21 protein-coding genes are annotated in these 24,910 nt (G+C 72.1%); 14 read left to right on the top strand and 7 right to left on the bottom strand.

Annotated elements, in window-relative coordinates:
* Both ACFYST_RS02995 and ACFYST_RS02990 read right to left on the bottom strand, forming a co-directional pair.
* Nucleotides 1-1,272: hypothetical protein (locus tag ACFYST_RS02995; protein ID WP_387859453.1), on the bottom strand; the 1,272-nt coding region annotated here is incomplete at its 3' end.
* Nucleotides 1,273-1,513: 241 nt separating this feature from the next.
* Entirely contained in the window at nt 1,514-2,965 is a 1,452-nt protein-coding gene (locus tag ACFYST_RS02990) for a lipase maturation factor family protein (RefSeq protein WP_387859451.1), read from the bottom strand.
* 233 nt (nt 2,966-3,198) lie between these two features.
* Between ACFYST_RS02990 and ACFYST_RS02985 the strand changes: the two genes are divergently transcribed.
* The 4 genes from ACFYST_RS02985 (at nt 3,199) to ACFYST_RS02970 (ending at nt 6,590) form a co-directional block, all read left to right on the top strand.
* Nucleotides 3,199-4,200, top strand: a complete 1,002-nt coding sequence (locus ACFYST_RS02985; protein WP_387859450.1) for an EamA family transporter — start codon at nt 3,199-3,201, stop codon at nt 4,198-4,200.
* Between the two features lie 162 nt (nt 4,201-4,362).
* Complete coding sequence (locus ACFYST_RS02980) at nt 4,363-5,448, top strand: sugar ABC transporter substrate-binding protein (protein WP_387635179.1); 1,086 nt, start codon at nt 4,363-4,365, stop codon at nt 5,446-5,448.
* A gap of 187 nt (nt 5,449-5,635) precedes the next feature.
* The gene (locus ACFYST_RS02975) at nt 5,636-6,145 is read left to right on the top strand and encodes a hypothetical protein (protein ID WP_387635181.1); all 510 of its coding nucleotides are present in this window, start codon (nt 5,636-5,638) and stop codon (nt 6,143-6,145) included.
* A gap of 4 nt (nt 6,146-6,149) precedes the next feature.
* Complete coding sequence (locus tag ACFYST_RS02970) at nt 6,150-6,590, top strand: hypothetical protein (protein ID WP_387635183.1); 441 nt, start codon at nt 6,150-6,152, stop codon at nt 6,588-6,590.
* 7 nt (nt 6,591-6,597) lie between these two features.
* Here ACFYST_RS02970 and ACFYST_RS02965 read toward each other — a convergent pair whose 3' ends face one another.
* Together ACFYST_RS02965 and ACFYST_RS02960 are read right to left on the bottom strand one after the other, a co-directional pair.
* Nucleotides 6,598-6,912, bottom strand: a complete 315-nt coding sequence (locus ACFYST_RS02965) for a hypothetical protein (RefSeq protein WP_387859448.1) — start codon at nt 6,910-6,912, stop codon at nt 6,598-6,600.
* 81 nt (nt 6,913-6,993) lie between these two features.
* Complete coding sequence (locus ACFYST_RS02960; protein ID WP_387859447.1) at nt 6,994-7,869, bottom strand: EamA family transporter; 876 nt, start codon at nt 7,867-7,869, stop codon at nt 6,994-6,996.
* Between the two features lie 93 nt (nt 7,870-7,962).
* Between ACFYST_RS02960 and ACFYST_RS02955 the strand changes: the two genes are divergently transcribed.
* The 8 genes from ACFYST_RS02955 to ACFYST_RS02920 all read left to right on the top strand — a co-directional run bounded on the left by ACFYST_RS02955 (nt 7,963) and on the right by ACFYST_RS02920 (nt 18,765).
* Nucleotides 7,963-8,817, top strand: a complete 855-nt coding sequence (locus ACFYST_RS02955; RefSeq protein WP_387859446.1) for a DNA-formamidopyrimidine glycosylase family protein — start codon at nt 7,963-7,965, stop codon at nt 8,815-8,817.
* 95 nt (nt 8,818-8,912) lie between these two features.
* Nucleotides 8,913-9,848, top strand: a complete 936-nt coding sequence (locus tag ACFYST_RS02950) for a 1-phosphofructokinase family hexose kinase (protein WP_387635193.1) — start codon at nt 8,913-8,915, stop codon at nt 9,846-9,848.
* 62 nt (nt 9,849-9,910) lie between these two features.
* On the top strand, nt 9,911-10,249 hold the full coding sequence (locus ACFYST_RS02945; protein WP_387859445.1) for a deoxyxylulose-5-phosphate synthase: 339 nt from the start codon (nt 9,911-9,913) through the stop codon (nt 10,247-10,249).
* A 2-nt stretch (nt 10,250-10,251) separates the two neighbouring features.
* On the top strand, nt 10,252-10,971 hold the full coding sequence (locus tag ACFYST_RS02940) for a TSUP family transporter (protein WP_387859444.1): 720 nt from the start codon (nt 10,252-10,254) through the stop codon (nt 10,969-10,971).
* 192 nt (nt 10,972-11,163) lie between these two features.
* The gene (locus ACFYST_RS02935; protein ID WP_387859442.1) at nt 11,164-12,174 is read left to right on the top strand and encodes a hypothetical protein; all 1,011 of its coding nucleotides are present in this window, start codon (nt 11,164-11,166) and stop codon (nt 12,172-12,174) included.
* A 233-nt stretch (nt 12,175-12,407) separates the two neighbouring features.
* Nucleotides 12,408-13,484, top strand: coding sequence for an LCP family protein (locus tag ACFYST_RS02930; RefSeq protein ID WP_387635203.1), 1,077 nt, complete (start codon nt 12,408-12,410; stop codon nt 13,482-13,484).
* A 15-nt stretch (nt 13,485-13,499) separates the two neighbouring features.
* Nucleotides 13,500-17,291, top strand: coding sequence for a CDP-glycerol glycerophosphotransferase family protein (locus tag ACFYST_RS02925; protein WP_387859441.1), 3,792 nt, complete (start codon nt 13,500-13,502; stop codon nt 17,289-17,291).
* Nucleotides 17,284-18,765, top strand: a complete 1,482-nt coding sequence (locus tag ACFYST_RS02920) for a hypothetical protein (RefSeq protein WP_387859440.1) — start codon at nt 17,284-17,286, stop codon at nt 18,763-18,765. The genes ACFYST_RS02925 and ACFYST_RS02920 overlap by 8 nt, the downstream gene beginning before the upstream one ends.
* Nucleotides 18,766-18,772: 7 nt before the next feature.
* Here the strand turns inward: ACFYST_RS02920 and ACFYST_RS02915 are convergent, their stop codons facing one another.
* The 3 genes from ACFYST_RS02915 to ACFYST_RS02905 all read right to left on the bottom strand — a co-directional run bounded on the left by ACFYST_RS02915 (nt 18,773) and on the right by ACFYST_RS02905 (nt 22,926).
* Nucleotides 18,773-19,690: an endonuclease/exonuclease/phosphatase family protein gene (locus tag ACFYST_RS02915; protein WP_387859439.1), complete on the bottom strand. Its 918-nt coding sequence runs from the start codon at nt 19,688-19,690 to the stop codon at nt 18,773-18,775.
* A gap of 79 nt (nt 19,691-19,769) precedes the next feature.
* Nucleotides 19,770-20,762 (bottom strand): YdcF family protein, encoded by a 993-nt coding sequence (locus ACFYST_RS02910; RefSeq protein ID WP_387859438.1) that lies wholly within the window; start codon nt 20,760-20,762, stop codon nt 19,770-19,772.
* Between the two features lie 97 nt (nt 20,763-20,859).
* Nucleotides 20,860-22,926 (bottom strand): MDR family MFS transporter, encoded by a 2,067-nt coding sequence (locus ACFYST_RS02905; RefSeq protein WP_387859437.1) that lies wholly within the window; start codon nt 22,924-22,926, stop codon nt 20,860-20,862.
* 133 nt (nt 22,927-23,059) lie between these two features.
* On the opposite strand from ACFYST_RS02905, the gene ACFYST_RS02900 reads away from it, so the two are divergent.
* Together ACFYST_RS02900 and ACFYST_RS02895 are read left to right on the top strand one after the other, a co-directional pair.
* Nucleotides 23,060-23,587: a SigE family RNA polymerase sigma factor gene (locus ACFYST_RS02900; protein ID WP_387635220.1), complete on the top strand. Its 528-nt coding sequence runs from the start codon at nt 23,060-23,062 to the stop codon at nt 23,585-23,587.
* Nucleotides 23,588-23,670: 83 nt separating this feature from the next.
* Complete coding sequence (locus tag ACFYST_RS02895; protein ID WP_387859436.1) at nt 23,671-24,897, top strand: hypothetical protein; 1,227 nt, start codon at nt 23,671-23,673, stop codon at nt 24,895-24,897.
* Nucleotides 24,898-24,910 lie beyond the last annotated feature (13 nt).

Genomic DNA, 24,910 nt, shown 5'->3' with positions numbered 1-24,910 from the left:
CGGCTCCACCACCGCCTCGACCTCAACCTCGGCCGCAGCCTCGGTCTCCGGCTCAACCTCCGCGACCGGTTCGGCCTCAGGCTCCGCGACAACCGCGACCTCAGCCTCGGCAGCGGACTCCTCAACAGCAGCCGCAGGCTCAACCTCCGCCTCGGCGACCGGCTCCACCACCGCCTCGACCTCAACCTCAGCAGCCGCCTCAGCCTCGACCTCGACCGTCACCTCGGCAACCGGCTCATCAACCGCAACCTCGGGCGCAGCCTCAGCCTCGGCCTCAACGTCGGCCTCAACAGCCGAGTCCTCAACAACAGCCCCGTCCGCCGCCTGCCGCGGCCCGGCCGCCAGGGCCGCGCGGGCGGACTGGTGACGGTCGTAGGCGGCGAGCGCAGCGTCCTTGTCGGCTTGACGCTCCGTCAGCTCCTCCAGCAGCTCCGTCAGCCCCTGCTCGGCGAGTTCGAGGCGGAGCTGGCGGAGGGTGGAGAGGCGGTAGAGGGTGCCTTCGTCGGCGGCGAGGCGGTCGACGAGGTCGGCGAGTTCGCCGAGCGGGAGGGAGTCGAGGGCGCGCTCGGGGAGGAGGCGGGCGAGGGAACGGACGGCGTCGGCGAGGGAGTCGACGACGTTCGCGGTCTCGGTCAGCAGCGCGCCGTCCACGGGCACGGACGGCCGGGAGGAGCCGGCGACGTCCGCCGCGAGCGCCTTCCAGTCGCGGTGGGCGGCCGCGGCGGCGACGAGCGCGCTGTGCAGCTCGGCGCGGCCGGGGGCGCGGGTGCCGGCGGGGGTGAGGGCGCGGGCCTGGGCGCGCAGCTGGCGGCGGCGGTTCCAGCCGAGCTTGATGTCCTCGTACTTGCGGTAGCCGCTGGTGCCGGTGGCGGCGGCGAGCTGGTCCAGGTCGTGCTCGTAGACCTCGGTGCGCAGGGTCGCGGAGGTGGCGTGGACGCGCTGGAGCAGGTTGAGCAGGGTGGTGAGGCCGGCGAGGGTGTCGGGGATGCGCAGGCCGGCCTTGTCGGCGATGGCGTTGGCTGCCTTGCCGACGGCGCGGGTGTCGCGGCTGCGGAGTTCGGCGAGGACGGTGGACGCGGCGCGGGCGTCCTCGGGGCCGGTGAGGGTTTCGGCGGCTTCCAGCCAGGGGTTGGTCTCGTGGTTGAGCGCGAAGCCGCCCTGGTCGGCGAACCGGCCGAGCTCCTCACGGGTGCTCTGGCGGGTCTCGCCGTCCGTCGCGGACGCGGTCTCGGACGCGGCGTCGTCGGCGTCGTTCAGGGTGCGCACAGTCATGTGAAGTCCGGTTCGTGGCGTGTGGCGGGCAGGGGTGCGGGTGGGGTGGTTGCGGCGGCGGTGGCGTCGCGGTAGGCCAGAATACGGGTGCGCGTTCGACGCTTGCAGCACCTGACCCCGTGAATTGCCGGGCCGCGCCGGTCCGGTGGCGTCGGGCCGGGGCCCGGTCGCGTGGTCCGTACGGTAGGGAGCGCCACCGACAGTACGCCTTTCCCGGTCGGCGGGCGGGGGCCGGGGCGGGTCACCGGTGGGCTCCTGGGACGAGTCGGTGCAGTTCGGCGAGGCCGACGGGCCGCTGGTAGTCGCGCAGGGGGCTGCGGTGCCACCAGGCGCCGGTGTCGCGGAGTTCGGGGCCGGTAGTGAAGCGGTAGCGGTAGAGGCGGGCCCTGATCAGGGCGGGCGGGGTGCCGGGGAACGGGTTGTGGCGCAGCAGGCGCAGGGTGTCCTGGTCGTTGACGAGGAGGCGGGCGAGCAGCGGCAGGAACCAGGTGCGGGCGTAGGCCGGGGAGATCGCGGCGAACCACATCAGCCAGTCCAGGCGGAGGTGGTAGGGCGCGAACTGCCGTGGCAGTCGCCGGAGTTCGCCGGGTTTGCCGTGGAACTCGTACTCGCACCAGCCGTGCACGCCTTCTGCGTCCCGGGTGCCTTCGAGGACGATCTCGTACCGCACCCGGTTGACGGATCCGAACGCGCCGTAGGTGTTGACGAGGTGCAGCGGGTCGAAGGAGCGGTTCATCTGCTGCCGGGGGGAGAGCAGGTTGCGCACGGGTTGCCAGGAGCGGGCCGCCACCAGCAGCGTGTAGGCGGCCACCAGGCCCTGGTACCAGGCGGGTTGGGCGGGGTAGTGCGGGTCGGGGGCGATCGGCAGGACGCGGCGCAGGGTGCCGGTGTCGAGGGTGCCGAGGGCGGGGGCGACGGTGAGCCAGTTCAGCCAGGCGAAGTTGCCGGAGGCGATCAGCCAGAGCTGGGTGGCGATCATCAGCAGGGCGGCGTCGGAGGCGATCGGCTGCGGGAGGAACAGGCCGAAGGGGACGACGAGTTGGACGAAGTGGTTGGCTGCGGCCTCGGCCTTGTGCAGGGGTCGGGGCAGGTGGTGGAAGAACCAGCTGAGCGGGCCGGGCATGGGCTGGGTCTCGTGGTGGTGGTAGAGGCAGGTGAGCTTGCGCCAGCATTCGTCGCCGCGCCATTTGATCAGTCCGGCGCCGAATTCGACGCGGAACAGCAGCCAGCGCAGCAGCCACATGCCGAGCAGGGGTGGCGCGGTGGAGGCGTTGCCGAGGAACACGCCGAGTGCGCCGGCTTCGAGCAGCAGGGATTCCCACCCGAAGGCGTACCAGGTCTGCCCGACGTTGACGATCGACAGGTAGAGCGCCCAGACGATCACCCACAGGGCCATAGCGAAGCCGAGCGGCACCGCGTTCGCGGCTCCGGCGAGCAGTGCGGCGGCGAGGGCGGTGCCGGTCCAGGCGACGGTGGCGTAGAGGCGGTCGCTGTAGTGCCAGTGGAACAGGCTGGGGGCGTGGCGCAGCGGGACGCGGGCGACGAAGCGCGGGATCGGGAGCAGGCCGCGGCTGCCGAGCAGGGGGCGGAACTGGCGTGCGGCGGCGAGGAATCCGCACAGGTAGACGAGGGCGAGCAGGCGCAGGAACAGCTCGCGGGCGAGCCGGTACTCGGGTGCGGCGAACCATGCCATGCGGCCGCTCCTCGGGTCGGCTGCGCTCGGCCGTCCCCATGCCTACCAGGTGTGGCGGCCGGGGTGGGGCCGGTTGGGGGTGCGGTGGTGCGCCGGTTCATCCGGTCGGCCCTGCCCGGCGTGCGGGTTCGGGGTTCTGCCCGTATCGGCTGCTGAAACCCTCTGTTGGGGCGCGGGCGGAGTGTGGTGTCATTCCGCCGGACCCCTGTCAGGAGTATCAGAAGGAGACGCCCATGTCCGCGCCCTCTCCGCAGCCCGCCGCCGACCCCGACTGCCCATCCCCCGGCTCCTCCCCCGGCTCGCCCGCCGACGGCTCGCCCGCCGCCGGTTCGCCCCGTTCGGCCGCCGGCCCGGCGGGGCTGGGGGCGGCGGTCTGGGCGGCGCTCGGCATCGTGTACGTGGTGTGGGGATCGACCTATCTGGCGATCCGGGTGGTGGTGGAGACCATGCCGCCGCTGCTGTCGGGCGCGCTGCGGTTCGCGGCGGCCGCGGTGCTGCTGGCGGCGGGTCTGGCGGCCCGCCGGGGGATCGGCGTGCTGCGCGTGACGTGGCGTCAATTCGCTTCCGCCGCACTGGTGGGCGTGCTGCTGCTGTGCGGCGGTAACGGCATGGTGGTGCTGGCGGAGCGGACCGTCCCGTCGGGGCTGGCGGCGCTGATGGTGGCGAGCGTGCCGCTGTGGGTGGTGCTGCTGCGCCGGGCGTTCGGCACCAGGACCGGCCCGGCCACGCTGGCGGGCGTGCTGCTCGGCCTGGTGGGCCTGGCGGTGCTGACCGCGCCGGGCCTGACCGGCGAGGTGGGACTGTCGGGGCTGCTGCTGGTGGTGGCCGCCGCACTGGTGTGGGCGCTGGGCTCGGTGCTGGCGGGCCGGCTGCCGATGCCGGCCGACCCGTTCGTGGCGAGCGTGTACGAGATGGCGGCGGGCGCGGTGGGTGCGCTCGCGCTGGCGTTCCTGCGGGGCGAGCCGGGCGAGTTCGACCCGGCGGCGGTGTCCACCGCGTCCTGGGTGGGGCTGGGGTACCTGGTGCTGTTCGGCTCGATCGTCGCGTTCACGTCTTATGCCTGGCTGCTTCAGCGCGCGCCGCTGCCGCTGGTCGCCACCTACGCGTACGTCAACCCGGTGGTGGCGGTGTTCCTCGGGTGGCTGTTCCTCTCCGAGGCCCTGACCTGGCCGATCCTGCTCGGCGGCGCGATAGTCGTCGGCGGGGTGTTCCTGGTGGCCCGCAACGAGCGCTGAACGCTCCGCAGACCAACCTTCCGGTCGGCCTTCAAGAAGGTAACGACTTGGCCCTACCGCCCTGACCAGTGGTTTACTTCTTGACGACACATGACGGGTGGGCTTGACTCCCCTTCACTCTCGCCGCAAGGACGCGGCGCTGTCAGGGAGGCACCACCCACCATGAATTCGATGACGCGTCGACTCGTCATCGGCACGGCCGCCGTGTCGATGACGCTGTCGCTCGCCGCCTGCGGAAGCGACAAACCCTCGTCGTCGGGCAACCAGGCGATCGGCCTGCTGCTGCCCGAGCGCGCTTCCTCCACCCGGTACGAGGCGTTCGACAAGCCACTGATCGAGGCCCAGGTCAGCGGCCTGTGCACCAAGTGCACCATCGACTACGCCAACGCCGACGGCGACGAGAAGGCGCAGAAGCAGCAGTTCGACGCGCTGCTCGCCCGCGGCGTCAAGGTGATCCTGCTCGACCCGGTGAACGCCGCCGTCACCGCCCCGTGGGTGGACGAGGCCACCCGGAAGGGCACCAAGGTCATCGCGTACGACCGGCTGGCCGCCGGCAACGTCGCCGCGTACATCTCCTTCGACAACAAGCGCACCGGCGAACTCCAGGGCCAGGCCCTGCTGGAAGCGCTCGGCAACAAGGCGGCCGGCGCCGAGATCGTGATGATCAACGGCGCGGAGACCGACCCGAACGCCGCCGACTTCAAGGCCGGCGCGCACCACGCGCTGGACGGCAAGGTCAAGCGGATCGCCTACGAGCAGTCCGGCGAGTGGAAGCCCGAGGTGGCCGCCGCCAAGGTCAACGAGGCGATCAACAGGCTCGGCAAGAACGGCTTCCAGGCCGTCTACTCCGCCAACGACGGCATGGCCGGCGCGATCATCGACGAGCTGCGCAAGGCCGGGCGGGGCGACGTCCCGGTCGGCGGTCAGGACGCCTCGCTGGACGCCGTGCGACGGATCCTCACCGGCGAGCAGGCCTACACCATCTACAAGCCGTACCTGCCGGAGGCCGAGGCCGCCGCCAACATGGCGGTCTACCTGGTCAAGGGCATCGACGTCACCTCGGTGGCCTCCACGATCACCGAATCGGGCGGCGCCCAGATCCCGTCCAGGCTGCTCAGCCCGGTGGTCGTCACCAAGGCGCGGGTCGCCGAGACCATCGTCGCGGCCGGACTGTACAAGGCCGAGGAGATCTGCACCCCGCAGTTCGCGCAGGCCTGCCGGTCCGCGAACATCCCCGGCAACTACTGACCGGGACGGGCCGCGCATACGTCCAGTGCGGTGGCGTCGCGCGGCCCGCTCCCCCCGTCGGCTGTCGGGGAGGCGCCCCCGGGGTGGCGGGCAGATCACAGGACGGTGGCGAACCGGAGGCCCGGTACCCAAGCGTCCGTTCGCCGTGGTCCACTTGGCATCTTGCCGAGCGAGGGGAGCGAGCGACATGAACCTGGACCTTGATTTCCAGACCGACTACTTCCGGGCCGCCGACGACACGGCGGTGCGGACGGTGATGGCCGACAAGACGGCCAAGCCCGCCGAGTCGTTCGAATCCGTACGGGCCAAGCGGGTCGACCCGACCACGGTGCTGCGCCGGCTGGTGGCCGCCATTGACGCCAAGGAGTTCGAGCCCGGCGGCGCCCCCGACCGCTCGATCTGGCCGACCGGGCCGCAGCCCTGGACGACGGGGGACGACGAGGCGGTCACCGAGGTCGACCAGGAGGACCCCTGGATGACCGGGCCCTGGGTAGTGGAACTCTCCGACGAGACCCGCGACGCCCTCGCCACCATCGAACGCAAGCGGCTGCCCGAACTCGCCGCCCGCTGGGCCCGCGCCGAGGAGCTCCGGCCCGTCCCGGCCGCCGAACTCGTCCAGCTGATCCACCGCCTGGGCGTCCTGGCCCGCCGCGCCAAGAAGGCCGAGCAGCACCTCTACTGCAGCCTCTCCGGCTGACCGCGTGTCCGACGACCTCGAATTCTTCCGCGCCCCGAGTGCCGCCGCCGTCCTCACCACCCTCGGCGGCGGCACCGCGCTGCCCACGTACGACGGCGTCACCGGGCCGGCCGACGTCCTTTGGCTGCTGGATCAACTGATCGACGCCGAGTCGGACGCCGATCTGATCACCGGGCTGGTCTGGCCGGAGATCGACCTGGCCGCCTGGGGCTGCTTCGTGTCGGCGGCCCCGAACTACACGGAAGACCCCTGGACGTTCGAGTTCACCCCGATCGTCCGTGACGCCCTGGCCACCGCGAGCCCGGCCGAGCTGGGCACGCTGCGCCCGCACGATCCCGACACTCCCGCCTCCGCCGTCGAACTCCTGCCCGCACTGGCCGAGTTGGCCCGCCGCGCAGTGGCCGGCGGCGAATGGCTGTACTACCGCTCGGGCACGGAGTCCTGACGGGCCGTCAGGCCGGCCCGGCGAACGCGGCGCGGGCCAGCCGCTCGGCACCCGCGCGCAGCCGCTGCTCGCCGAGCCCGGGCAGCAGCGCCGTGACGTGTTCGGCGGCCAGCGCCGCCGGCAGGGCGTGCGCGGTGTGCTCCGGAGCCGGGGTGCCCGCCAACAGCACCGTCAGGTGGCGGTGCCAGAACCGGTACGCGCCGATCCGGTAGCGGGCGCCGGGCGCGGCGGTCTCCGACATCCGCACCAGCGCCAGGTGCGGCAGCAGGTAGTCCAGGTACGCCGCCACGAACGCGACCGCCCGCTCCGGCGCCATCGTCACCTAGAAACCGCCTGACACCGCCTGACACCGTCCGACGGCGGGGCCGCACCCGGCCCCCGCCGTTCGCCCTGTCCCGAGACCTCAGTGCGCGAACTCCAGCAGGGCGATCCCGGTCAGGACGGTCGCGCTGGCGGCCAGCCGGAGGGTGCCGAGGCGTTCACGCAGGACGAGGGTGCCGATCAGGGCGGCGATCACGATCGAGGTCTCCCGCAGGGCGGCGATGGTGGGCAGGTCGCCGACGGTCTGCGCCCACACCACCAGGCCGTACGCGGTGAGCGACATCAGGCCGCCGGCCAGCGCGGCGGTGCGGCCCTCGCGCAGCGCGGGCCGCAGGGTGCGGCCGCGGACGGCGAGGACGGCGGCGAGGACGGCCAGCCCCTGGAGGAGGAACATCCAGGCGATGTAGCCGCCGGTGGAGGCCGCGGCCCGCACCCCGCTCCCGTCCACCACGGTGTAGCCGGCGATCAGGACGCCGGTGCCGAGCGCGGCGGCCAGCGCCGGCAGCTGTTCGCGGCGCGGCCACCCGCCGACCAGCGCGAGCCCGGCCAGGCCGAGCGAGATCACCGCGACGGCGACCACCTGCCCGGCCGGCATCGGGTGGTGCAGCACGGTGGCGGCGAGCAGCGCGACCACCGCCGGGGAGGTGCCGCGGGCGATCGGGTACATCTGGCCGAAGTCGCCGAGCCGGTAGGCCCGGGCCAGCAGCAGCTGGTAGCCCACCTGAAGCGCTGTCGAGGCCAGCAGGTACGGCACGGCGCGGACCCCGGGCAGTGGCACGAACAGCGCGAAGAGCGCGCCGAACGCGACGAAGACCACGTTCATCAGCGCGACCCCGGCCAACCGGTCGCGTACTCCGTGCACCAGCGCATTCCACACCGCGTGCAGCAGCGCGGCCGCCAACACCACGAACGGCACGGCTTCCCGGCTCACCGGCGTCCCCCTCCCACAGCTCCCCATCGCCGACTTGTACAGACAACTTAGCGCGCGACGGCGGCCACCCGTCAACCGCCCCGGTGGCCCGCCCGGCCGGGGCCGGGCCAGACTGGACGGATGCCCGAACTCCCCGAAGTGCAGGCGCTCGCCGAGTGGATGACCACCGTCTGCGCGGGCCGCGTGCTGGAGCGCGTGGACGTGCTGTCGATCACCGCCCTGAAGACCTTCGACCCGCCGGTGCGGGCGCTCGCCGGGCGGGCCGTCAGCGGGGTCTCCCGGCACGGCAAGTTCCTCGACCTGGCCACCGACGGCGGCCCGCACCTGGTGGTGCACCTGGCCCGGGCCGGCTGGGTGCACCGGCGGGAGTCCTTCCCGGCCCGGCCGCCGAGCCGGCGCGGCCCACTCGCGCTGCGGCTGGTGCTGGACGACGGCAGCGGCTTCGACCTCACCGAGCAGGGCACCACCAAGCGCCTCGCCGCCTACGTGGTGACGGACCCTCGCGAGGTCCCCGGCATCGCCCGGCTCGGCACCGACGCGCTCGCCGTCACCCCCGAGCAGCTCGCCGCCCTCGCCGCCGGGGCCCGGCACCGGCTGAAGACCTTCCTCACCGACCAGAGCGTGCTGGCCGGGATCGGCAACGCCTACTCCGACGAGATCCTGCACACCGCCAAGCTCTCCCCGTACGCGCTGGCGTCCTCGCTCGACGCCGGGCAACTGGCCCGGCTGCACGCCGCCGTCGGACGCGAACTGGGCGGCGCGCTGGAGCAGTTGCGGGCGGCGCCGGCCGGCGGGCTGAAGTCCGAGAAGAAGGCCCACCTGGCGGTGCACGGCCGGGCGGGCGAGAGCTGCCCGGTGTGCGGGGACACGGTGCGCTCGGTGAACTTCGCCGACTCCTCGCTCCAGTACTGCCCGACCTGTCAGACCGGCGGCCGGGTGCTGGCCGACCGGCGACTGTCCCGGTTGCTCAAGTGAGACCCCCGCATTCATGGACCGGGATGATCGAAGCTGCTCGAACATGGCTATGATCAAGCACTTTCAGTCATCCAAGACTTCACGGGGCGTCCCTCATGATCCTCACCGTCACACCGAACCCGGCGTTGGACGTCACCTACTCCGTCCCCCACGTCCGCCCGTACACCAGCCACCGGGTCACCGGCATGGCCACCCAGGCGGGCGGCAAGGGCGTCAACGTGGCCCGGGTGCTCACCGCGCTCGGCCACCCGGCCCGCTGCGTGCTGCCGCTCGGCGGCCCCACCGGCGAGGCCGTGCGCGCCGAACTCGCCGCCGCCGGCCTCGAGCACGCCGCCGTCCCGGTGGCCGGCGACACCCGCCGCACCGTCGCCGTGGTCGACACCGCCGACGCCACCATGTTCAACGAGCCCGGCCCGGAGCTCGCCGGCGCCGAGTGGGACGCCCTGCTCGCCGAGACCGAACGGCACCTCCCGCAGGCCGCCGTCCTGGTCCTCTCCGGCAGCCTCCCGCCCGGCGCCCCCGCCGACGGCTACGCCCAACTCGTCACGCTGGGACGGGGGTTCGGCATCCCCGTGGTGCTCGACGCGGACGGCCCCGCGCTGCTCGCCGCACTGCCCGCCCGGCCCACCGCGATCAAGCCGAACGCCGCCGAACTCACCGCCGCCACCGGCCTGCCCGACCCGCACGACGCCGCCCGCACCCTGCTCCGCCGCGGCGCCGAGTCCGTCCTCGCCTCGCTCGGCCCCGACGGCCTGCTCGCCGTCGACGCCCACGGCGCGTGGCGCTGCGCCCCGTCCGCCCCCGTCACCGGCAACCCCACCGGCGCCGGGGACTCCGCCGTCGCCGCCCTCGCCGCCGGACTGTCCGGCCACGCCGGCTGGTCCGCGATCCTCCCCGACGCGGTGGCACTGTCCGCCGCCACCGTCCTGCACCCCCGGGCCGGCCGTTTCGACGACGCCGCCTACCGCCGCCTGCGCCACTCGCTGACCGCCACCCGCCTCGGCGCGGGGGTCTCCCCCTTCACCTGGTAACCACCTTCTCCCGCCCGAATATTGACGGGAAATCCGGCACGGCAGGCCCTACCCTGACCACCATGCCCGCCGGAAAGACCTCCTACGTCTGCCTGCCCTGCCGCGCCTCCTACAAGCAGCCCTACCGGGACATGCACGAGCGGCACGACCGCCGCTGCCCGCGCTGCGCCGAGCCGATGATCCACGTGGGCTCCGCCTTCGCCGCACCCCGACGGCGCGACACCGCCGCCTGGCGGACCCTGTCGGTCCTGCTGCACGCCGGCATCCGCTTCCACAAGGGCTGCTGCGGCGGCCCCGGCTACCGCCCGCGCACCCTCGTCGAGGTGCGCGAGCGGATGACCCACGCCCGACGTACGGGCGAGCCCTTCGCGAAGGCTCTGGTGCGTCCCGAACTTCCGTAGGCATGGGCATCGCGGCGATGGGCGTCGTGGTGCTGGCCGCGGCGGCGGTGCAGCGGCTGTCCGGGGTGGGGTTCGCGCTGATCGCCGCGCCGGTGCTGGTGCTGGTCCTCGGGCCGGCGGGCGGGGTGGGGCTGTCGAACTGCGCGTCAGGGGCGATCAGCGTGCTCGGGCTGGCCGCCGGGTGGCGCGGGGTGCGACCCGGACGGATGGTGCCGCTGGTCCTGGCGGCCGCGCTCACCGTGCCGCTCGGGGCCCGGCTGGCGGCGGCCGCGCCCGAGGCGGTGCTGCTGGTGGCGATCGGTCTGGTGGTGAGCGCGGCGTCGGTGATGGTGATGCTCGGCGTGCGGGCGGCGGCGCTGCGCGGGGTGCCGGGCGCGGTCGCGGCGGGCGCCGCCGGCGGGCTGCTGAACGCGGCGGCGGGTGTCGGCGGGCCGGCGGTGTCGCTGTACGCGGCGAACTGCGGCTGGTCGGCCCGCGAGTTCCTCCCCAACGCCCAGTTCTTCGGCCTCGCCGTGAACGCGATGTCCCTCACCGCGAAGGGCGTGCCCGCGCTGTCGGGCGCGCAGTGGACGGTCGCCGCGGGCGCCGTCGCCGCCGTCAGTGCCGTCGGCCACCTGCTGTCCGGCCGCGTCCCGGACCGCCCCCTCCGGCATCTGGTCCTCGGTCTGGCCCTGGCCGGCGGCCTGCTCACGCTGGCCAAGGGCCTGGCCGCGGGCCTCTGACGGCAACACGGCGTGACGCACGTTCACCCTTCCGATGGATTGGGCCGAATGGTTCGGGCACGTACATTGACTGCACCGGGACGTTCCCCCGAACGGGCGCATTCACCGTCCCGACGACCACGGCCATCCACCTGCCCGCCCACGCGGAACCGACGCATGCCCGTCGGCGCGAAGAGATTCTCGGGAGGAACCATGAACGCAGCCGCCAACTGGGACGACATCCTGGTCCGGGACAACTTCCAGGACATGGGACAGACGCCCACCGCCGACCCGGTCTGGGAGTCGCCGGACATCATCCCCTTCGGGAGCGACATCCTCGACTTCGACCTGCTGGAGTCCAGCTATCCCGGCCCCGACCTCGGGATTCGCCATCCGATCGTGCAGGGCAGGCTCAACCGCATCTACGTCCGCGGAAAGAACCTGCGAGCCAACTGCCCCAGCTCCGGCAACGTCAGGCTCTACTTCGCCCCCGGCGGACTGCTCCTGGACCCGCGGGCCTGGACGCCGATCAACGCGGAGGGCGGCGGCACCAGTGCGCCGTTCACCGTCCGCGGCGGCTCGCGGGAGATCCCACCCGGGCGGATCTGCGTCAGCAGGTCCGCCTTCCTCTTCCCGAGCGACACGCCGCCGGGCCACTACTGCACGATCACCACCGTGGACACCCCCGCCCACCCGATGTCCGCGACCCTGCCCACGTTCAGCTCGATCGTCGACTACCTGAACTGGGTCAGGTACAACCCCAACGTCGGCTGGCGCAACATCGACGTGATCCCGTGCCGGCAGACCAACTACGTGCTCGCCAACCTGGCGATCTGCAACCTCAACAACTACCCGACGCGGTTCGTCTTCGGGGTCTCCGGCACCGACCTGCCGAACGGCACCGCGACCCTCTCCAACACCGACCAGCAGGCCCCGTTCAGCCTGACGGCGCAGATCTACTCGCCCGGCACCGACGAGGGGTACACCCGCTCGATCCTGCTGCCCGCCAACTACTCCGGCACCGTCACGGTGGTGATCCAGCTCGACCAGCCCCTGCCGTGCGACGCCCGGATCGTGCTGCGGGCCTACAACCCGGTGACCAACAACCCGGGGGTGCTGGAACGACGGCTCGCCGTCCCGCTCACCGGCGTGCCCGAACTCGAGGACGCCCTGTTCCTCGAACTCGGCGCGTACACCTTCGTCGCCGCGGACACCGGCCCCTGACGCAGCCGACCCCCAGTCAGAACCGGGCACCTCCCGACCACCTGACGCGGCATCATCAAATGTCACCCTCCGTGCAACGAAAAAGGCGCATGGTCACGGAGGGTAATGTGATGGAAACGCAAAGAGTCGGTATAGGTCTGTGATCAAAAAACCGACAGGACATGAACAACGCGTGAGAGCATGACCCCTCCGGGCACGCACCGTAGCCCGTGAACTGGGAGGATGCTCGATCCATGGCGCAGACTGACGGCGTGTCGGCCGGACCGAAGACCGACGCTGCCGCCGCACCGGGCCGGCGGCCGAAGCCGCGTCGCCGAGGCCGGCGGGTCCTGCTGATCGGCGGCGGCGTGGTGCTCGCGCTCGGCCTGGCCGTCGGCGGGACGGGGCTGTGGATGTACCACCACCTGGAGGGCAACCTCGACACCGTCGACATCGACAAGGCGCTCGGCGAGGACCGCCCGGCCGTCCTGCCCACCGGCGCGCAGGACATCCTGGTGCTCGGCTCGGACTCCCGTGGCGGCGACAACGCCGAACTGGCGGGCGGCGACACCGGCGGCACCGCCCGTTCGGACACGGCGATGCTGGTGCACATACCGCAGGGCCGCGCCAACGCCACCGTGGTCAGCATCCCCCGCGACACCATGGTGGCCCGGCCGGCCTGCACCACCGCCGACGGCAAGCAGGTGCCCGCCGCGCCCCGGGTGATGTTCAACTCGGTGTACACCACGGCCGGTCCGGCCTGCGTGGTGAAGACCGTCGAGACCATCACCGGCCTGCGGATGAGCCACTACGTCGAGATCGACTTCGCCGGGTTCAAGGAACTCGTGGACGCGATGGGCGGCGTGGAGATCACCACCGACGTCGCGATCGACGACAAGTACAGCGGCCTGCACCTGCCGGCCGGCACCCACACCCTGGACGGCACCCAGGCGCTGGCCTTCGTCCGTACCCGGCACGGCATCGGCGACGGCAGCGACCTCGGCCGGATCGGCCTCCAGCAGAAGTTCCTGCTCTCCGTCCTCTCCCAGCTCCAGCGCAAGGGCACCCTCTCCAGCCCGACCAAGGCGTACGGCGTGGCGAACGCGGCCACCAAGGCGCTGACCACCGACACCGACCTCGGTTCGGTGAACGGCCTGCTCGACTTCGCGCAGAGCATGAAGGGCCTGCAGCCCGAGCGGATGAAGACCGTGATGCTCCCGGTGGTCACCGACCGGATCGACCACGACCGGGTGATCGCCGACGAGCCCCGCGCGCAGAAGCTCTGGCAGGCGCTGCGCGAGGACAAGCCCGTCCCGGCCGCCACCGGCTGACGGAGGAGCGGATCCGTGCTTGCCCACCCGCCGAGGCTGAGCGTCGTCGTCCCGTTCCAGGACGTCGAGATGTACCTCGCCGAATGCCTGGAGTCCATCGCCCGCCAGTCGTTCCGCGACTTCGAGGTGATCCTGGTGGACGACGGCTCGACCGACGCCTCCATCGCGATCGCGCAGAACATGTGCGCCCGGGACGCGCGTTTCCGGCTGATCCGGCAGGACGCGAACGGCCCGGGCCACGCCCGCAACACCGGTCTGCGCGCGCTCCACCCCGACGCCGAGTTCCTGGTGTTCGCCGACGGCGACGACGTGGTGCCCGAGCACGCCTACGAGACGCTGCTGCGCACCCTGGAGGAGTCCGGCTCGGACTTCGTCTCCGGCAACGTGCAGATGATGAACTCCACCAAGAAGTGGCAGTCGCCGCTACACAAGGGCCCGATGGAGGCCAACCGGCGCGGCACCCACATCACCAGGTTCGAGAAGCTGATCTACGACCGCACGGTGTGGAACAAGCTGTTCCGGCGCAGCTTCTGGGACTACTACTACATCGAGTTCCCCGAGGGGGTCCTGTACGAGGACTCCTGGGTCAACATGTTCGCCCACTTCCGGGCGGCCAAGGTCGACACCATCACGGACGTCGTCTACTACTGGCGCCGCCGCGAGGGCAACGCCGCGCCCTCCATCACCCAGCGCCACCACGAGATCGACAACCTGCGCGACCGGGTCTCCGCCGTGCTGTCCGTCAGCCGCTTCCTGGGCGGGCACCGCTCCAAGAGCTTCGCCGAGTCCAAGCGCAAGTACGACCTGGCCTGCCTCACCTCCGACCTGATGCTCCATCTGAAGGCACTGCCCGACGGCGACGAGGAGTACCAACTCTCCTTCATCCAGTGGACCAACGAGTTCCTGGACGAGGCCGGCGAGGACCTGATCGAGGAACTGCCCGCCGAGGCCAGGGTGAAGTGGCTGCTGGTGCGCCGCCGGCTGCTCCAGGAACTGCTCGACGTGGTCGAGTTCGAGCGGCGCGGCGGCCCGATGCCGGTCCAGCGCCGCTTCCGCCGCTACCTCAAGTACCCGCACCTGGGCGACCGGCGGGTCGGCATCGGCCGCAAGGCGTACCGGCTCGGCAAGGAGCTCTCGCTGCACGGCTCGATCGGTGAAGTCCGCTGGAACGGCGACCGGTTGGAGCTCTCCGGCAGCGCGTACATCCGCTTCGTGAACGTCCACAAGCGGCACATGTCGGTCAAGGCGCTGGCCCTGCGCAACACCAAGCAGGACCGGATGCTGCTGGTCCCCACCCGCACCGTCTACGCCCCGCAGGCCACCGAGCACTCCAACCAGAACCGTTACTGCTACGACTGGTCGGGCTTCAGCGCCGCCTTCGACACGAACCGGCTCAAGCAGAAGGGCCAGTGGGCCGAGGGCACCTGGGACGTCGCGGCCGGTGTGCTCAGCCGCGGCCTGTTCCGCTACCGCGGCCTGGACCGCGGCGGCGTCGGCAGTGCCGCCAACCCGCCCTACCGGTATGTCGACAAGAACACCCGGGTGCTGCCGCTGTTCGTGCAGAACCGGCTCAAGCTCCGGGTGGAGGTGGTCCGTTGCCGGATCACCGGGCACCGCATCACCGGCGAGCACCTCGAACTGCGCGGTGTCTACCTCGGCCCGACCGTCCCCGAGAGCGGCCAGCTGCGGCTGGTCAGCCTCGGCGGCGCCGGCCGCACCCAGGCTCCGGTCCGCTTCACCCCCGGCGGTGAGGGCTGGTGCACCTTCACCGTCCGCGTCCCGCTGCGCTCCCTGGTGCCCGCGCACCGCGCGAACGGCGCCGACGAGGCCGTTCCGCAGTCCTGGGACCTCGGCGCCAACGGCTGGAAGACCACCTTCCACGTCGCCGGGCGCAAGATGACGATGTATCCGGTGATGGCCGAGGACACCCCCGACGGCCACCACCGCCTCCCCGACAGCCTGCAGACCGCGGACGGCGACCGCGAACTCGTCGTCCACCGCAACGGCTCCGGCTACCTGGTGCTGTTCGAACGCGCCACCCTCCCGCTGGTCACCCGGTACGCCTGGGAGGACGACGGCACCCTGGAGATCGTCGGCCGCTACCCGGCCCTGCACCTGGTCCCCGCCGAACTGCGCCACCAGGTCCACCTGGTGCTGCGCTCCCGCGCCCAGGGCACCGAACGCGTCGTCCCGCTCGACCTGATCGACGACTATTTCCGGGCCCGCTTCGCCCCCGCCCGGATCCGCACCCTGGCCGGCACCGTCCCGCTCTCCGCCGGCCGCTGGGACCTCTACCTGCGCCGCCAGGACCCCGCCCGCACCGCACCCGCCGACCGGCTGCCCGACCTGATGCTCAAGCTGGAGCAGGACGCCATCCCCGGCCTCCCGCAGGCCGTCGAGAGCGACGGGCGCGGCTACGAACTCCAGGCCGAGAGCTACGACCGGCTCTCGCTCCAGGTGCACTCCGCGATGCCCGACCACGCCCGCGGCCCCTACCGGCAGAAGCTGCTGCGCACCAAGGCGTACCCCGCCGCCCGCCAGCAGCCCGTCCGGCCCGCCGTGCTGTTCGACGCGTTCAAGGGCACCCAGTACTCCGACAGCCCGCGCGCCGTCCACGAGGAACTGGTGCGCCGCCAGGTCCCGTTGGAGCACCTGTGGGTGGTCAAGGACGACCAGGTGGACGTTCCCGCCACCGCCCGCGCCGTCCGCATGTGGTCGCCCGAGTGGTACGAGGCGCTCGCCACCAGCCGGTACATCGTCGCCAACAACCACCTGCCCGACTGGTTCCGCAAGCGCCCCGGCCAGGTCGTCGTGCAGACCTGGCACGGCACCCCGCTGAAGAAGATCGGCCACGACATCGAGGCCGTCCACTTCGCCGACAAGCGCTACCTGGAACGCCTCGCCACCGAGGTGGAGAACTGGGACCTGCTGGTCTCGCCGAACACCTTCTCCACCCCGATCCTGCGCCGCGCCTTCGGTTTCCCCGGCGAGATCGTCGAATGCGGCTACCCCCGCAACGACGTGCTGCGCCGCCCGGGCACCGAGCAGCGCGCCGCCGAGATCCGGCGGCGGATCGGCATCCCCGACGGCAAGCGGGTCGTGCTGTACGCCCCGACCTGGCGCGACGACCAGTACTACGCGCCCGGCCGGTACAAGCTCGACTTCCGGATCGACCTCGACGACGCCCGGGCCCGGCTCGGCGCGGACCACGTGCTGCTGGTCCGCCGCCACCCCAACGTGGTCGACCCGGTCCCCGGCGCCGGCGACGGGTTCGTCCACGACGTCTCCGACTACCCCGACATGGCCGACCTGTCGCTGATCACCGATGTGATGATCACCGACTACTCCTCGCTGATGTTCGACTTCGTCAACACCGGCCGGCCCATCCTGTTCTTCACCTACGACCTGGAGCACTACCGCGACACCCTGCGCGGCTTCTACTTCGACTTCGAGACCAGCGCCCCCGGGCCGCTGCTCGCCGAGTCCACCCAGCTGATCACCGCGATCCGCTACGCCGACGGGGTGCACGCCCGCTACGCCGAGCGCTACCGGCGCTTCCAGCAGGCCTTCTGCGACCTGGACGACGGGTACGCCTCGGTCCGCCTGGCGGACCGGATCCTGGTCGCGGGCGGCGACCTGGCGGAGCCGCCGCAGAACGTGTCGGCACCCTCGTCCCGCTCGCTCGGCAGCACCCAGCCGGGCTCCCGTTCCTTCCGCGACCTCGACGAGGTCACGGCGGCGGCGGTGGAGCCGCCACGCGACCTCCAGGCAGAACTGCGCAGACGATTGGACCCGGCAAATGGCTGATCAGGCCAAGCACACCCGCCGCATCTTCACCGGTGTGGACACCACGGGCGCCGTCCCGATCGAGTATCGCTTCTCGCACGCCCGCAACGGCAACCGGCACCTGGTCGTGGTGTTCGCCAACTTCACCGCACCGGACGAGTACGGCTGGGGCAACGGCGTCCTGGACAAGGTGCGCGGCAACATCCTGTGGATCCGCGACTCCTTCGAGGGCGCCAACAGCTACTACCTGTGCAAGCGGATGGACTTCTCGCTGGAGCAGTCCGTCGCCGGGGTGATCACCCGGGTGATGCATTCGCTGCACCTGACGCCGCAGGACGTCACCGTCTTCGGCAGCTCCAAGGGGGGCAGCGCGGCGCTGTTCTACGGCCTCAAGTACGGCTTCGGCAACATCGTCGCCAGCGTGCCCCAGTTCAACATCGGCTCCTACGTGCTGGACGGCATCCCCAGCGCGGCCCGGCTGATGATGGGTGAGGTGACCGAGCAGAACGTCGCGGTCCTCGACGCCGTCCTGCCGAACCTGGTGATGGCCAGCCCCCACCGGAACGCCAACATCTACCTGATCACCTCCCCGCAGGACGAGCAGTACCTGCGACAGGTGCAGCCGTTCGTCCAGCTCTTCCAGGGCTACTCGAACTTCAACTTCATCTACAACGACTCGGTGCTGATCACCGGCCATGGCAAGGTGACGCTGCGGAACCTGCCCACCCTCATGGGCATCCTCAACCTGCTGGTGGACGGCGTGGTCCCGCGGATCGGCCTGATCACCAACGGCGGCGAGGTTCCGGAGCCCGACCTCGCCGCGATCGAGCAGTTCCTCAAGGACACCTCGCAGGTCAGGGGCGATTCCTTCCCCCGCCCGGTGATCACCTCTCCTCCGGCGGAGGCGGTGCTCCCGCCGAACGGCGTGGCCATCACCGGCTTCGCGCCGGGCGGCGTGCGGGTCAGCATCTGGGAGAACGGCAAGTACGTCGCCTCGGCCCCGGTCGCCGCCGACGGCAGCTGGTCCTGGCAGGCCGACCGGGCCTTCACCGCGGGCCGGCACCTGCTCCGCGTGTTCGCCGCCGACGCCAGCAACATCCAGAGCGAACGCTCCGACGTGGTGTTCACCATCGACGGACAGGCCCCCCGCACCCAGCACACCATCGCCGAGGCGGCGCCACCGCTGCCCGCGCCGGTGGTCACCGAACCGGTGGACAACAGCTACGTCCCCGGCCCGGTCGTCCGGCTGAGCGGCCACGCGCCCGGCGCGGTCCGGGTCGACCTCGCCATCGGGGAGCACGCGCTGGGCAGCGCCCCGGTCGAGGACGGCTTGTGGACCTGGCAGCCCGAGTGGGGGTGGCGCGGCGGCGGGCACACCGTCGAGGTCCGGGCGGCCTACGCCGACGGCCGGGTGTCGAGCCCCGGGCAGGTCGGCTTCGTGGTGGCCGGTGCGCTGGCCCGCAACCCCACGCTCCTGCAGCGCTACGGCGGCTGACGCCCCGTCAGAGGGCGGCGGCGACGGTGATCAGCTCCGCCTGGTGGTCGGAGAAGCCGGTGTCCAGCCGGGAGCAGCCGTGCCGGGGCAGCGCGGTGAACAGGTAGTCCAGCTTGAACCCGTTCTCGTGGGTGGGCGCGAAGCCCGTGCGCTGGTCCGGCGACTGCTGGGCGCACTCCTGGACGGTGTCGAAGTAGCCGGCCGGCCAGATCCAGGCGTCCTTGTTGTTCGGGCCGGGCGGCGAGGAGTTGAAGTCGCCGCCGAACACCGAACCGCCCGTCCCGGCCGCCTTGAGCAGTGCCGACAGCTGGTCGTCGCGGAGTTCGGCGGCGCGGTCGGACCGGTCGGCGGGGGGCAGCGAGAGGTGCGCGACGCAGAGCCTCGGGCCGCTGCCGGCCGTCGCGCACAGGATGCCGCGGCGCAGGCCTTTTTCGGGCTGGGGGGCGGAGACCGGGGCGATGTCCGTCAGCGGGGCGGCCGCCAGGATGCCGATGCCGGCGTCGCCGCGTCCGCCGCCGCAGTCCACGGGCGTGGTCGCGCCCGCCTCGTCCGCCTGTTCGTACGGCTGGAAGGCGAGCTGCCAGGCGGCGCCGAGCCCGGCCCGGGCCTGGTCCAGGTCGCCCCGGCAGGCCTCCTGCACCAGGATCGCCCGGGCCCCGTGGTCCTGCGCCATCGAGCGCATCACCTTGATCTTCTGGTCGCCGCCGCCGTACTTGCCGCAGCCCCAGACGGTCTCCCCGCACATGTTCCAGGTCGCCACCGTCAGCCGGGGCCCGTCCGGCCCGCCTTCGCCGGCCATCGCCTCGGCCTCGTGCCGCACGGCGGGTATCAGCCCGAGCAGCAGCACCCCCGCCGCCGCACCCAGCAGCGTCCGCAGGCGGCGCCGCGGGGGCGGCCCCGGGAGACTTGCGTAGGTGGGCGGCACGACAGATCCCCCGGGCGTTGAACGGTGCAGGCGACCAGCATAACTTTGCCCCCGAACCACTCCGCCGCCCGGACCTGCGCTACCCGGTGACGGAGACCAGGGTGAGCAGCCCGCAGACCGTCAGGTTGATCCACTTGTGGGTGACGGTCACGGCGACGAACTCGCGGATGGTGGCGCTCGGCCAGAAGTAGGCGGCGGTCGGGGAGCCGGCGACCTGGCCGTTGACCGATTCCTGGCGGGCCAGGATGGCGGCGCGGAAGGCGTGGAAGTTGTTGGTGACCACGATGCAGCGGTAGTCGGGGTTCGCGGCGGTCATCAGCTCGCGGGAGAAGCGGAGGTTCTCCTCGGTGGTGCGGGAGCGGTCCTCCAGGACGATCCGGTCGGCGGGGAAGCCGCGTTCGGTGAGGTAGGCGGCCATCGCGTGGGACTCGGGCAGCTTCTCGTCGGGGCCCTGGCCGCCGGAGGTGATCAGCAGCGGCGGGCGGCCGTTCGCGGCCTGGCGCTCGTACAGGGCGCGGCCGCGTTCGAGGCGGCTGGCGAGCAGCGGCGGGACGCGGGTGCCGCCGATCAGTCCGGAGCCGAGGACCACGACGTAGTCGACGTCCTGGCGCGGGATCAGCCGGCCGTACAGGTAGGCGTAGCCGATGAAGCAGAGGAAGAGGAAGGAGAAGTAGCTGGCGAGCAGGAAGGTGGTGCGGGCGATCACCGCCAGCACGGGCGAGTCGGCCTGGGTGGCGGCGATCAGCAGGGCGACGACCACCAGGATGCCGAGGCCGCAGAGCAGCGAGAGCAGGTTGCCGAGGCGGCGGCCTTCCTTGCGGAGCATCTTGAAGCCGTTGGCGATCAGCAGCCCGGAGAGCACCAGGACGCCGAGGGCGGGGGCGAGGACGACCGCGATCACGACCGTTTCCGCGAGCACGGAGTCGGTCCGGCCGAGGGTGGCGAGCAGCGCGAACGCCAGGAAGGTGAGGGCGAGTCCGAGGTACACGGCATTGCTGAAGCGGCGGCGGTCGCGCCGTACGCCGAGGGCGGTCAGCAGCAGGAAGAAGATCGCGGGGGCGTACAGGAGCATGGGGGCCAGCTTAGAGAACGGCGCCGCCGGGTCGGCCTGACGCCCTGTGAGGCCGGGGGCACCGATCCGACGAACACCGAGGTGACGTGACGGCGGTTCAGGCGCGCGAGCCGGTCGGCACGCCGCTCTGCGGGAACCCTTCGGCTAGGTCCTCGACGATCATGCGCTTGGCGATCGCGTCGGCGGCGGCCCGCAGTTCGGCGCTGCGGGGGCGGCCGCGGTCCTGCTCCAGGCGTTGGCACAGCCACTGGGACCAGGCGTGGCCGATGGTCTGGGCCTCCCGCTCACCGGCCTCGGTGTGCGCGTAGAAGCCGCCGTGGACGTCCAGGAAGCCTTCGGTGACCATCCGGTCGAACACCGGCCGGAGGACCTCCGGGGGGATCCGGCGGCGCCCGGCGATCAGGTTGAGGGTGGCGTGGCCGACGCTGCGGGTGAACAGGTCGACCTGCATGACGGCCCAGGCGCCGGCCATGTCGAGCCGGGTGCCGGAGGAGCCGACGACCTGCCGGGCGGTGTCCAGTCCGACGCCGGCGAGGAGTTTGGCGACGGAGAGTTCGAGCAGCTTGGCGGAGTCCCCGGAGGACGGCTGCGCGAAGCCCTCGCCCATGTCGGTGCAGGTGGCGCGGGCCGAGTCGCGCAGTTCGACCTGCTTGAGGAAGAGCGCGACCACGAAGCCGAGCAGCGCGACCGGCACCGTCCACAGGAACACGGTGTGCAGCGAGTCGGCGTAGGCCCGGATGACCGGTTCGGCCGCGCCGGGCGGCAGCCCCTGGACGCCGTGCGGGCTCTGTGCGCGGACGGCGAGCTGTTCGGGGCTCTCGCCGGTGGCCCGGGCGGCCGCGGCGACGCCGTTGGCCAGGTTGGTCCGCAGCGCGTTGGTGTAGATGGTGCCGAACACGGCGGTGCCGAACGAGGAGCCGAGGGTGCGGAAGAAGGTGACGCCGGAGGTGGAGGTGCCGAGGTCGGCGTAGTCGACGGTGTTCTGCACGGCGATGGTGAGCACCTGCATGCACAGGCCGATGCCGGTGCCGAGCACGAACATGTAGAGGCTGGCCAGCCAGGCGCTGGTGCCTGCGTTGAGCAGCGAGAGCAGGTACAGGCCGAGCGCCATCACCAGCGATCCGACGATCGGGAAGATCCGGTACTGGCCGGTCTTGGACACCGTGTTGCCGCTGAAGATCGACGCGATCAGCAGGCCGAGCACCAGCGGCAGGGTCCGCACGCCGGAGACGGTCGCCGAGTCGCCGTCCACGTACTGCAGGAAGGTCGGCAGGAAGGTCATCGCGCCGAGCATGGCGAAGCCGACGATGAAGCTGAGCACCGAGCAGACCGTGAACACCGGGTTGCGGAACAGCCGCATCGGCAGGGTGGGTTCGGCGGCGCGGGTCTCCACCCAGCAGAACAGGCCGAGCGCGACCACGCCGCCGACGAACAGGCCGATGATGACGGGCGAGCTCCACGCGTACTCGTTGCCGCCCCAACTGGTCGCCAGGATCAGGGAGCTGGCGCCGACCGCGACCAGCGCGATGCCCGCGTAGTCGATGACGGGGCGTGCGGCGGAGCGGACCACCGGGATGTTCCGGGCCGCCGCGATCACCACCAGGACGGCGATCGGCACGTTGACGTAGAACGCCCAGCGCCAGGACAGGTGGTCGGTGAACAGCCCGCCCAGCAGCGGTCCGATCACGGTGGCGACGCCGAACACCGCGCCGATCGCGCCCTGGTACTTGCCGCGTTCGCGCAGCGGGATGACGTCCGCGATCAGCGCCATCGAGGTGACCATCAGGCCGCCCGCGCCGACGCCCTGAACAGCCCGCCAGGCGATCAGCAGCGTCATGTTGGTGGCCAGGCCGCACAGGAACGAGCCGGTGATGAAGACGATCGCGGAGACCTGGAAGACCACCTTGCGGCCGAACAGGTCGCCGAACTTGCCGACCAGGGCGGTGGTGACGGTCTCCGCGAGCAGATAGGACGTCACCACCCAGGACATGTGCGCGGCGCCGCCGAGGTCCGCGACGATGGTGGGCAGCGCGGTGCCGACGATGGTCTGGTCGAGGGCGGCCAGCAGCATGCCGAGCACGATGGTGCCGAACACGACGTTCCGCTGCCGCCGGTCGAGGACGGGCGGGGCCGCCGCCTGGCTGGGCTCGCTGGTGGTGGTCACCGCGACATCGTCACACTTTGCCCACCGGTGTCCGTTTTCGACACCCCGCGCGACCTCGTCGTGCTCAACTGCCAATCGGCTGCCGATTATTCGACGGTGCGACAAGAACACCGGCCCACCGCGTTAGAGGGGCATGGACAGCACGACGACGATCGGGGCCGACGGCGGACCCCTCGAGTTCCGGGACTTCGCAGCCGCCCGCGGCCGCGACCTGGTACGCACCGCCTACCTGCTGACCGGTGGCGACGCCCACCTCGCCGAGGACCTCGCGCAGGAGGCGCTCGGCAAGCTCTACGGCAGCTGGCGGCGGGTCTCCCGGATGGCGAACCCCGCCGGATACGCCCGGACCGTCCTGGTCAACACCTTCCTCAGCCACCGGCGCCGGCGCAGCAGCCGCGAACACGTCACCGACACCTTCGCCGAATCCGCCGCACCCACCGCCGACCCCGCACTGCGCGTCACCCTGCTCCAGGCACTCGCCGAACTCCCGCAGCAGGACCGGGCCGTGCTCGTCCTGCGCTACTGGGAGGACCTCGGCGTCGAGGAGGCCGCCACCGCGCTGCGCCTCACCCCGAGCGCCGTCCGCTCCCGCGCCTCCCGCGCACTCAGCCGCCTGCGCACCCGGCTCGGCGGGCAGTTCGACGAGCTCGTCCGGCCCTGACGCTCCTTTCTTTCCGGAGCCGCCTGCTTCCTGGCCGGTTCCTCTCCCTGATGTTCCCTCCGCACCGTTCCCGGAGAATGCCGATGACTTCCGAAGAGGACTTCGCCCGCGCCCTGCGGGCCTCCGCCGCCACCGCCCCCGAACCGCCCACCGAGCTGTTCGCGCTGGCCGCCGAACGCCGAGGCCGCACCCGGGTGCGCCGCCGCCGGGCCGCCAGCGCCTCCGCGCTCGCCCTGGTCGCCGCCGCCGGCTGCGCGCTGGCCCTGCTGCCCGACCGCTCCCCCGCGCGTCCCGCACCAGCCGCCACGCCCGTCGGGGAGACGTTCATGACCGACACCCTGATCTCGCTGATGCCCGCCGACGGCCAGGTCAGCAAGGCCTCGGGAACCTCCCCCGACGAGCTGCGGCCTGCCCTCACCCCGATGGCCTGGCTCGACTACGACGACGGCAACGGTCCTGCCACGGTCCTGGTGACCACCGACCGACTGCCCACCCCGCTCAGTGACGGCGCCGCCGCCCTGCAGTGCCCCGACACCCTCGCCCAGCCGACCACCACCTGCCAACTCGCCACCCGCCCCGACGGCTCGCGCGTGGTCACCACCACGACCGCCCCGCGCTGGGAGGGCGACGACCGCGCCTGGACGGTGACATATGCCGCCCCCGACGGCCGGGTGGTCAGCGTCACCGAGATCGGCCTCGGCTTCACCGCCCACCCGGGCACCAAGCCGGCCCGCGAGCAACCGCCACTCACCCTGGAACGACTGCTGGCCATGGCCAGCTCCGACGCCTGGCGGCCGGCCTTCACCGTCCTGCCCGCCTCCACCGTGCCGCCCGCCGCGCCCGTCGGCGGCCCCGCCGTGCTCGCCGCCCTGCACACCGCGCTGCCCGCCGGGGCCACCTTCGACCCGGGCACGGGCGCGCAGAACACCCCGGGACGAGTGCACGGAACGGTCTCGTACCAGGGGCTCACCACCCCGGTGGTGGTCTCTGTCGAACACGGCTGGCAGCGGGGCTTCCCCGCCGACCCGGCCACCAGGTTCCGCAACACCCTCGGGTTCGCCGCGAGCATCAACCGGACCCCGGACGGAACCCTGACCTTCGTCCAGCGACACCTCGTCGACGGCCCCAACGGCCCCGCTCACGCCCGGAGCACCGAGCGGATCGCGGGCGCGCTGCTCCCCGACGACACCGTGGTCACCATCAAGATGTGGACGCACGGGTCCGACTACCAGGACGCAATCTCCGCCCCGGCACTCAGCGACGAACAGTTGGTCGCGCTGGTCGCCGCCCCGTCCTGGGCGCACGCCTGACGAGAGGTCCTGC

The sequence above is a fragment of the Kitasatospora sp. NPDC004614 genome (assembly GCF_042873675.1).
Taxonomy (GTDB): Bacteria; Actinomycetota; Actinomycetes; order Streptomycetales; family Streptomycetaceae; genus Kitasatospora.
Note: the sequence above shows the minus strand (reverse complement) of the source record. Positions and strands in the feature narration are given on the sequence as shown.

What these genes read in the sequence shown, in the direction of transcription:
- ACFYST_RS02990 (WP_387859451.1), bottom strand. Translation starts at nt 2,965, where the DNA reads ATGGCATGGTTCGCCGCACCCGAGTACCGGCTCGCCCGCGAGCTGTTC.
- ACFYST_RS02985 (WP_387859450.1), top strand. Translation starts at nt 3,199, where the DNA reads ATGTCCGCGCCCTCTCCGCAGCCCGCCGCCGACCCCGACTGCCCATCC.
- ACFYST_RS02980 (WP_387635179.1), top strand. Translation starts at nt 4,363, where the DNA reads ATGAATTCGATGACGCGTCGACTCGTCATCGGCACGGCCGCCGTGTCG.
- ACFYST_RS02975 (WP_387635181.1), top strand. Translation starts at nt 5,636, where the DNA reads ATGAACCTGGACCTTGATTTCCAGACCGACTACTTCCGGGCCGCCGAC.
- ACFYST_RS02960 (WP_387859447.1), bottom strand. Translation starts at nt 7,869, where the DNA reads ATGGGGAGCTGTGGGAGGGGGACGCCGGTGAGCCGGGAAGCCGTGCCG.
- ACFYST_RS02955 (WP_387859446.1), top strand. Translation starts at nt 7,963, where the DNA reads ATGCCCGAACTCCCCGAAGTGCAGGCGCTCGCCGAGTGGATGACCACC.
- ACFYST_RS02950 (WP_387635193.1), top strand. Translation starts at nt 8,913, where the DNA reads ATGATCCTCACCGTCACACCGAACCCGGCGTTGGACGTCACCTACTCC.
- ACFYST_RS02945 (WP_387859445.1), top strand. Translation starts at nt 9,911, where the DNA reads ATGCCCGCCGGAAAGACCTCCTACGTCTGCCTGCCCTGCCGCGCCTCC.
- ACFYST_RS02940 (WP_387859444.1), top strand. Translation starts at nt 10,252, where the DNA reads ATGGGCATCGCGGCGATGGGCGTCGTGGTGCTGGCCGCGGCGGCGGTG.
- ACFYST_RS02935 (WP_387859442.1), top strand. Translation starts at nt 11,164, where the DNA reads ATGAACGCAGCCGCCAACTGGGACGACATCCTGGTCCGGGACAACTTC.
- ACFYST_RS02930 (WP_387635203.1), top strand. Translation starts at nt 12,408, where the DNA reads ATGGCGCAGACTGACGGCGTGTCGGCCGGACCGAAGACCGACGCTGCC.
- ACFYST_RS02920 (WP_387859440.1), top strand. Translation starts at nt 17,284, where the DNA reads ATGGCTGATCAGGCCAAGCACACCCGCCGCATCTTCACCGGTGTGGAC.
- ACFYST_RS02910 (WP_387859438.1), bottom strand. Translation starts at nt 20,762, where the DNA reads ATGCTCCTGTACGCCCCCGCGATCTTCTTCCTGCTGCTGACCGCCCTC.
- ACFYST_RS02900 (WP_387635220.1), top strand. Translation starts at nt 23,060, where the DNA reads ATGGACAGCACGACGACGATCGGGGCCGACGGCGGACCCCTCGAGTTC.
- ACFYST_RS02895 (WP_387859436.1), top strand. Translation starts at nt 23,671, where the DNA reads ATGACTTCCGAAGAGGACTTCGCCCGCGCCCTGCGGGCCTCCGCCGCC.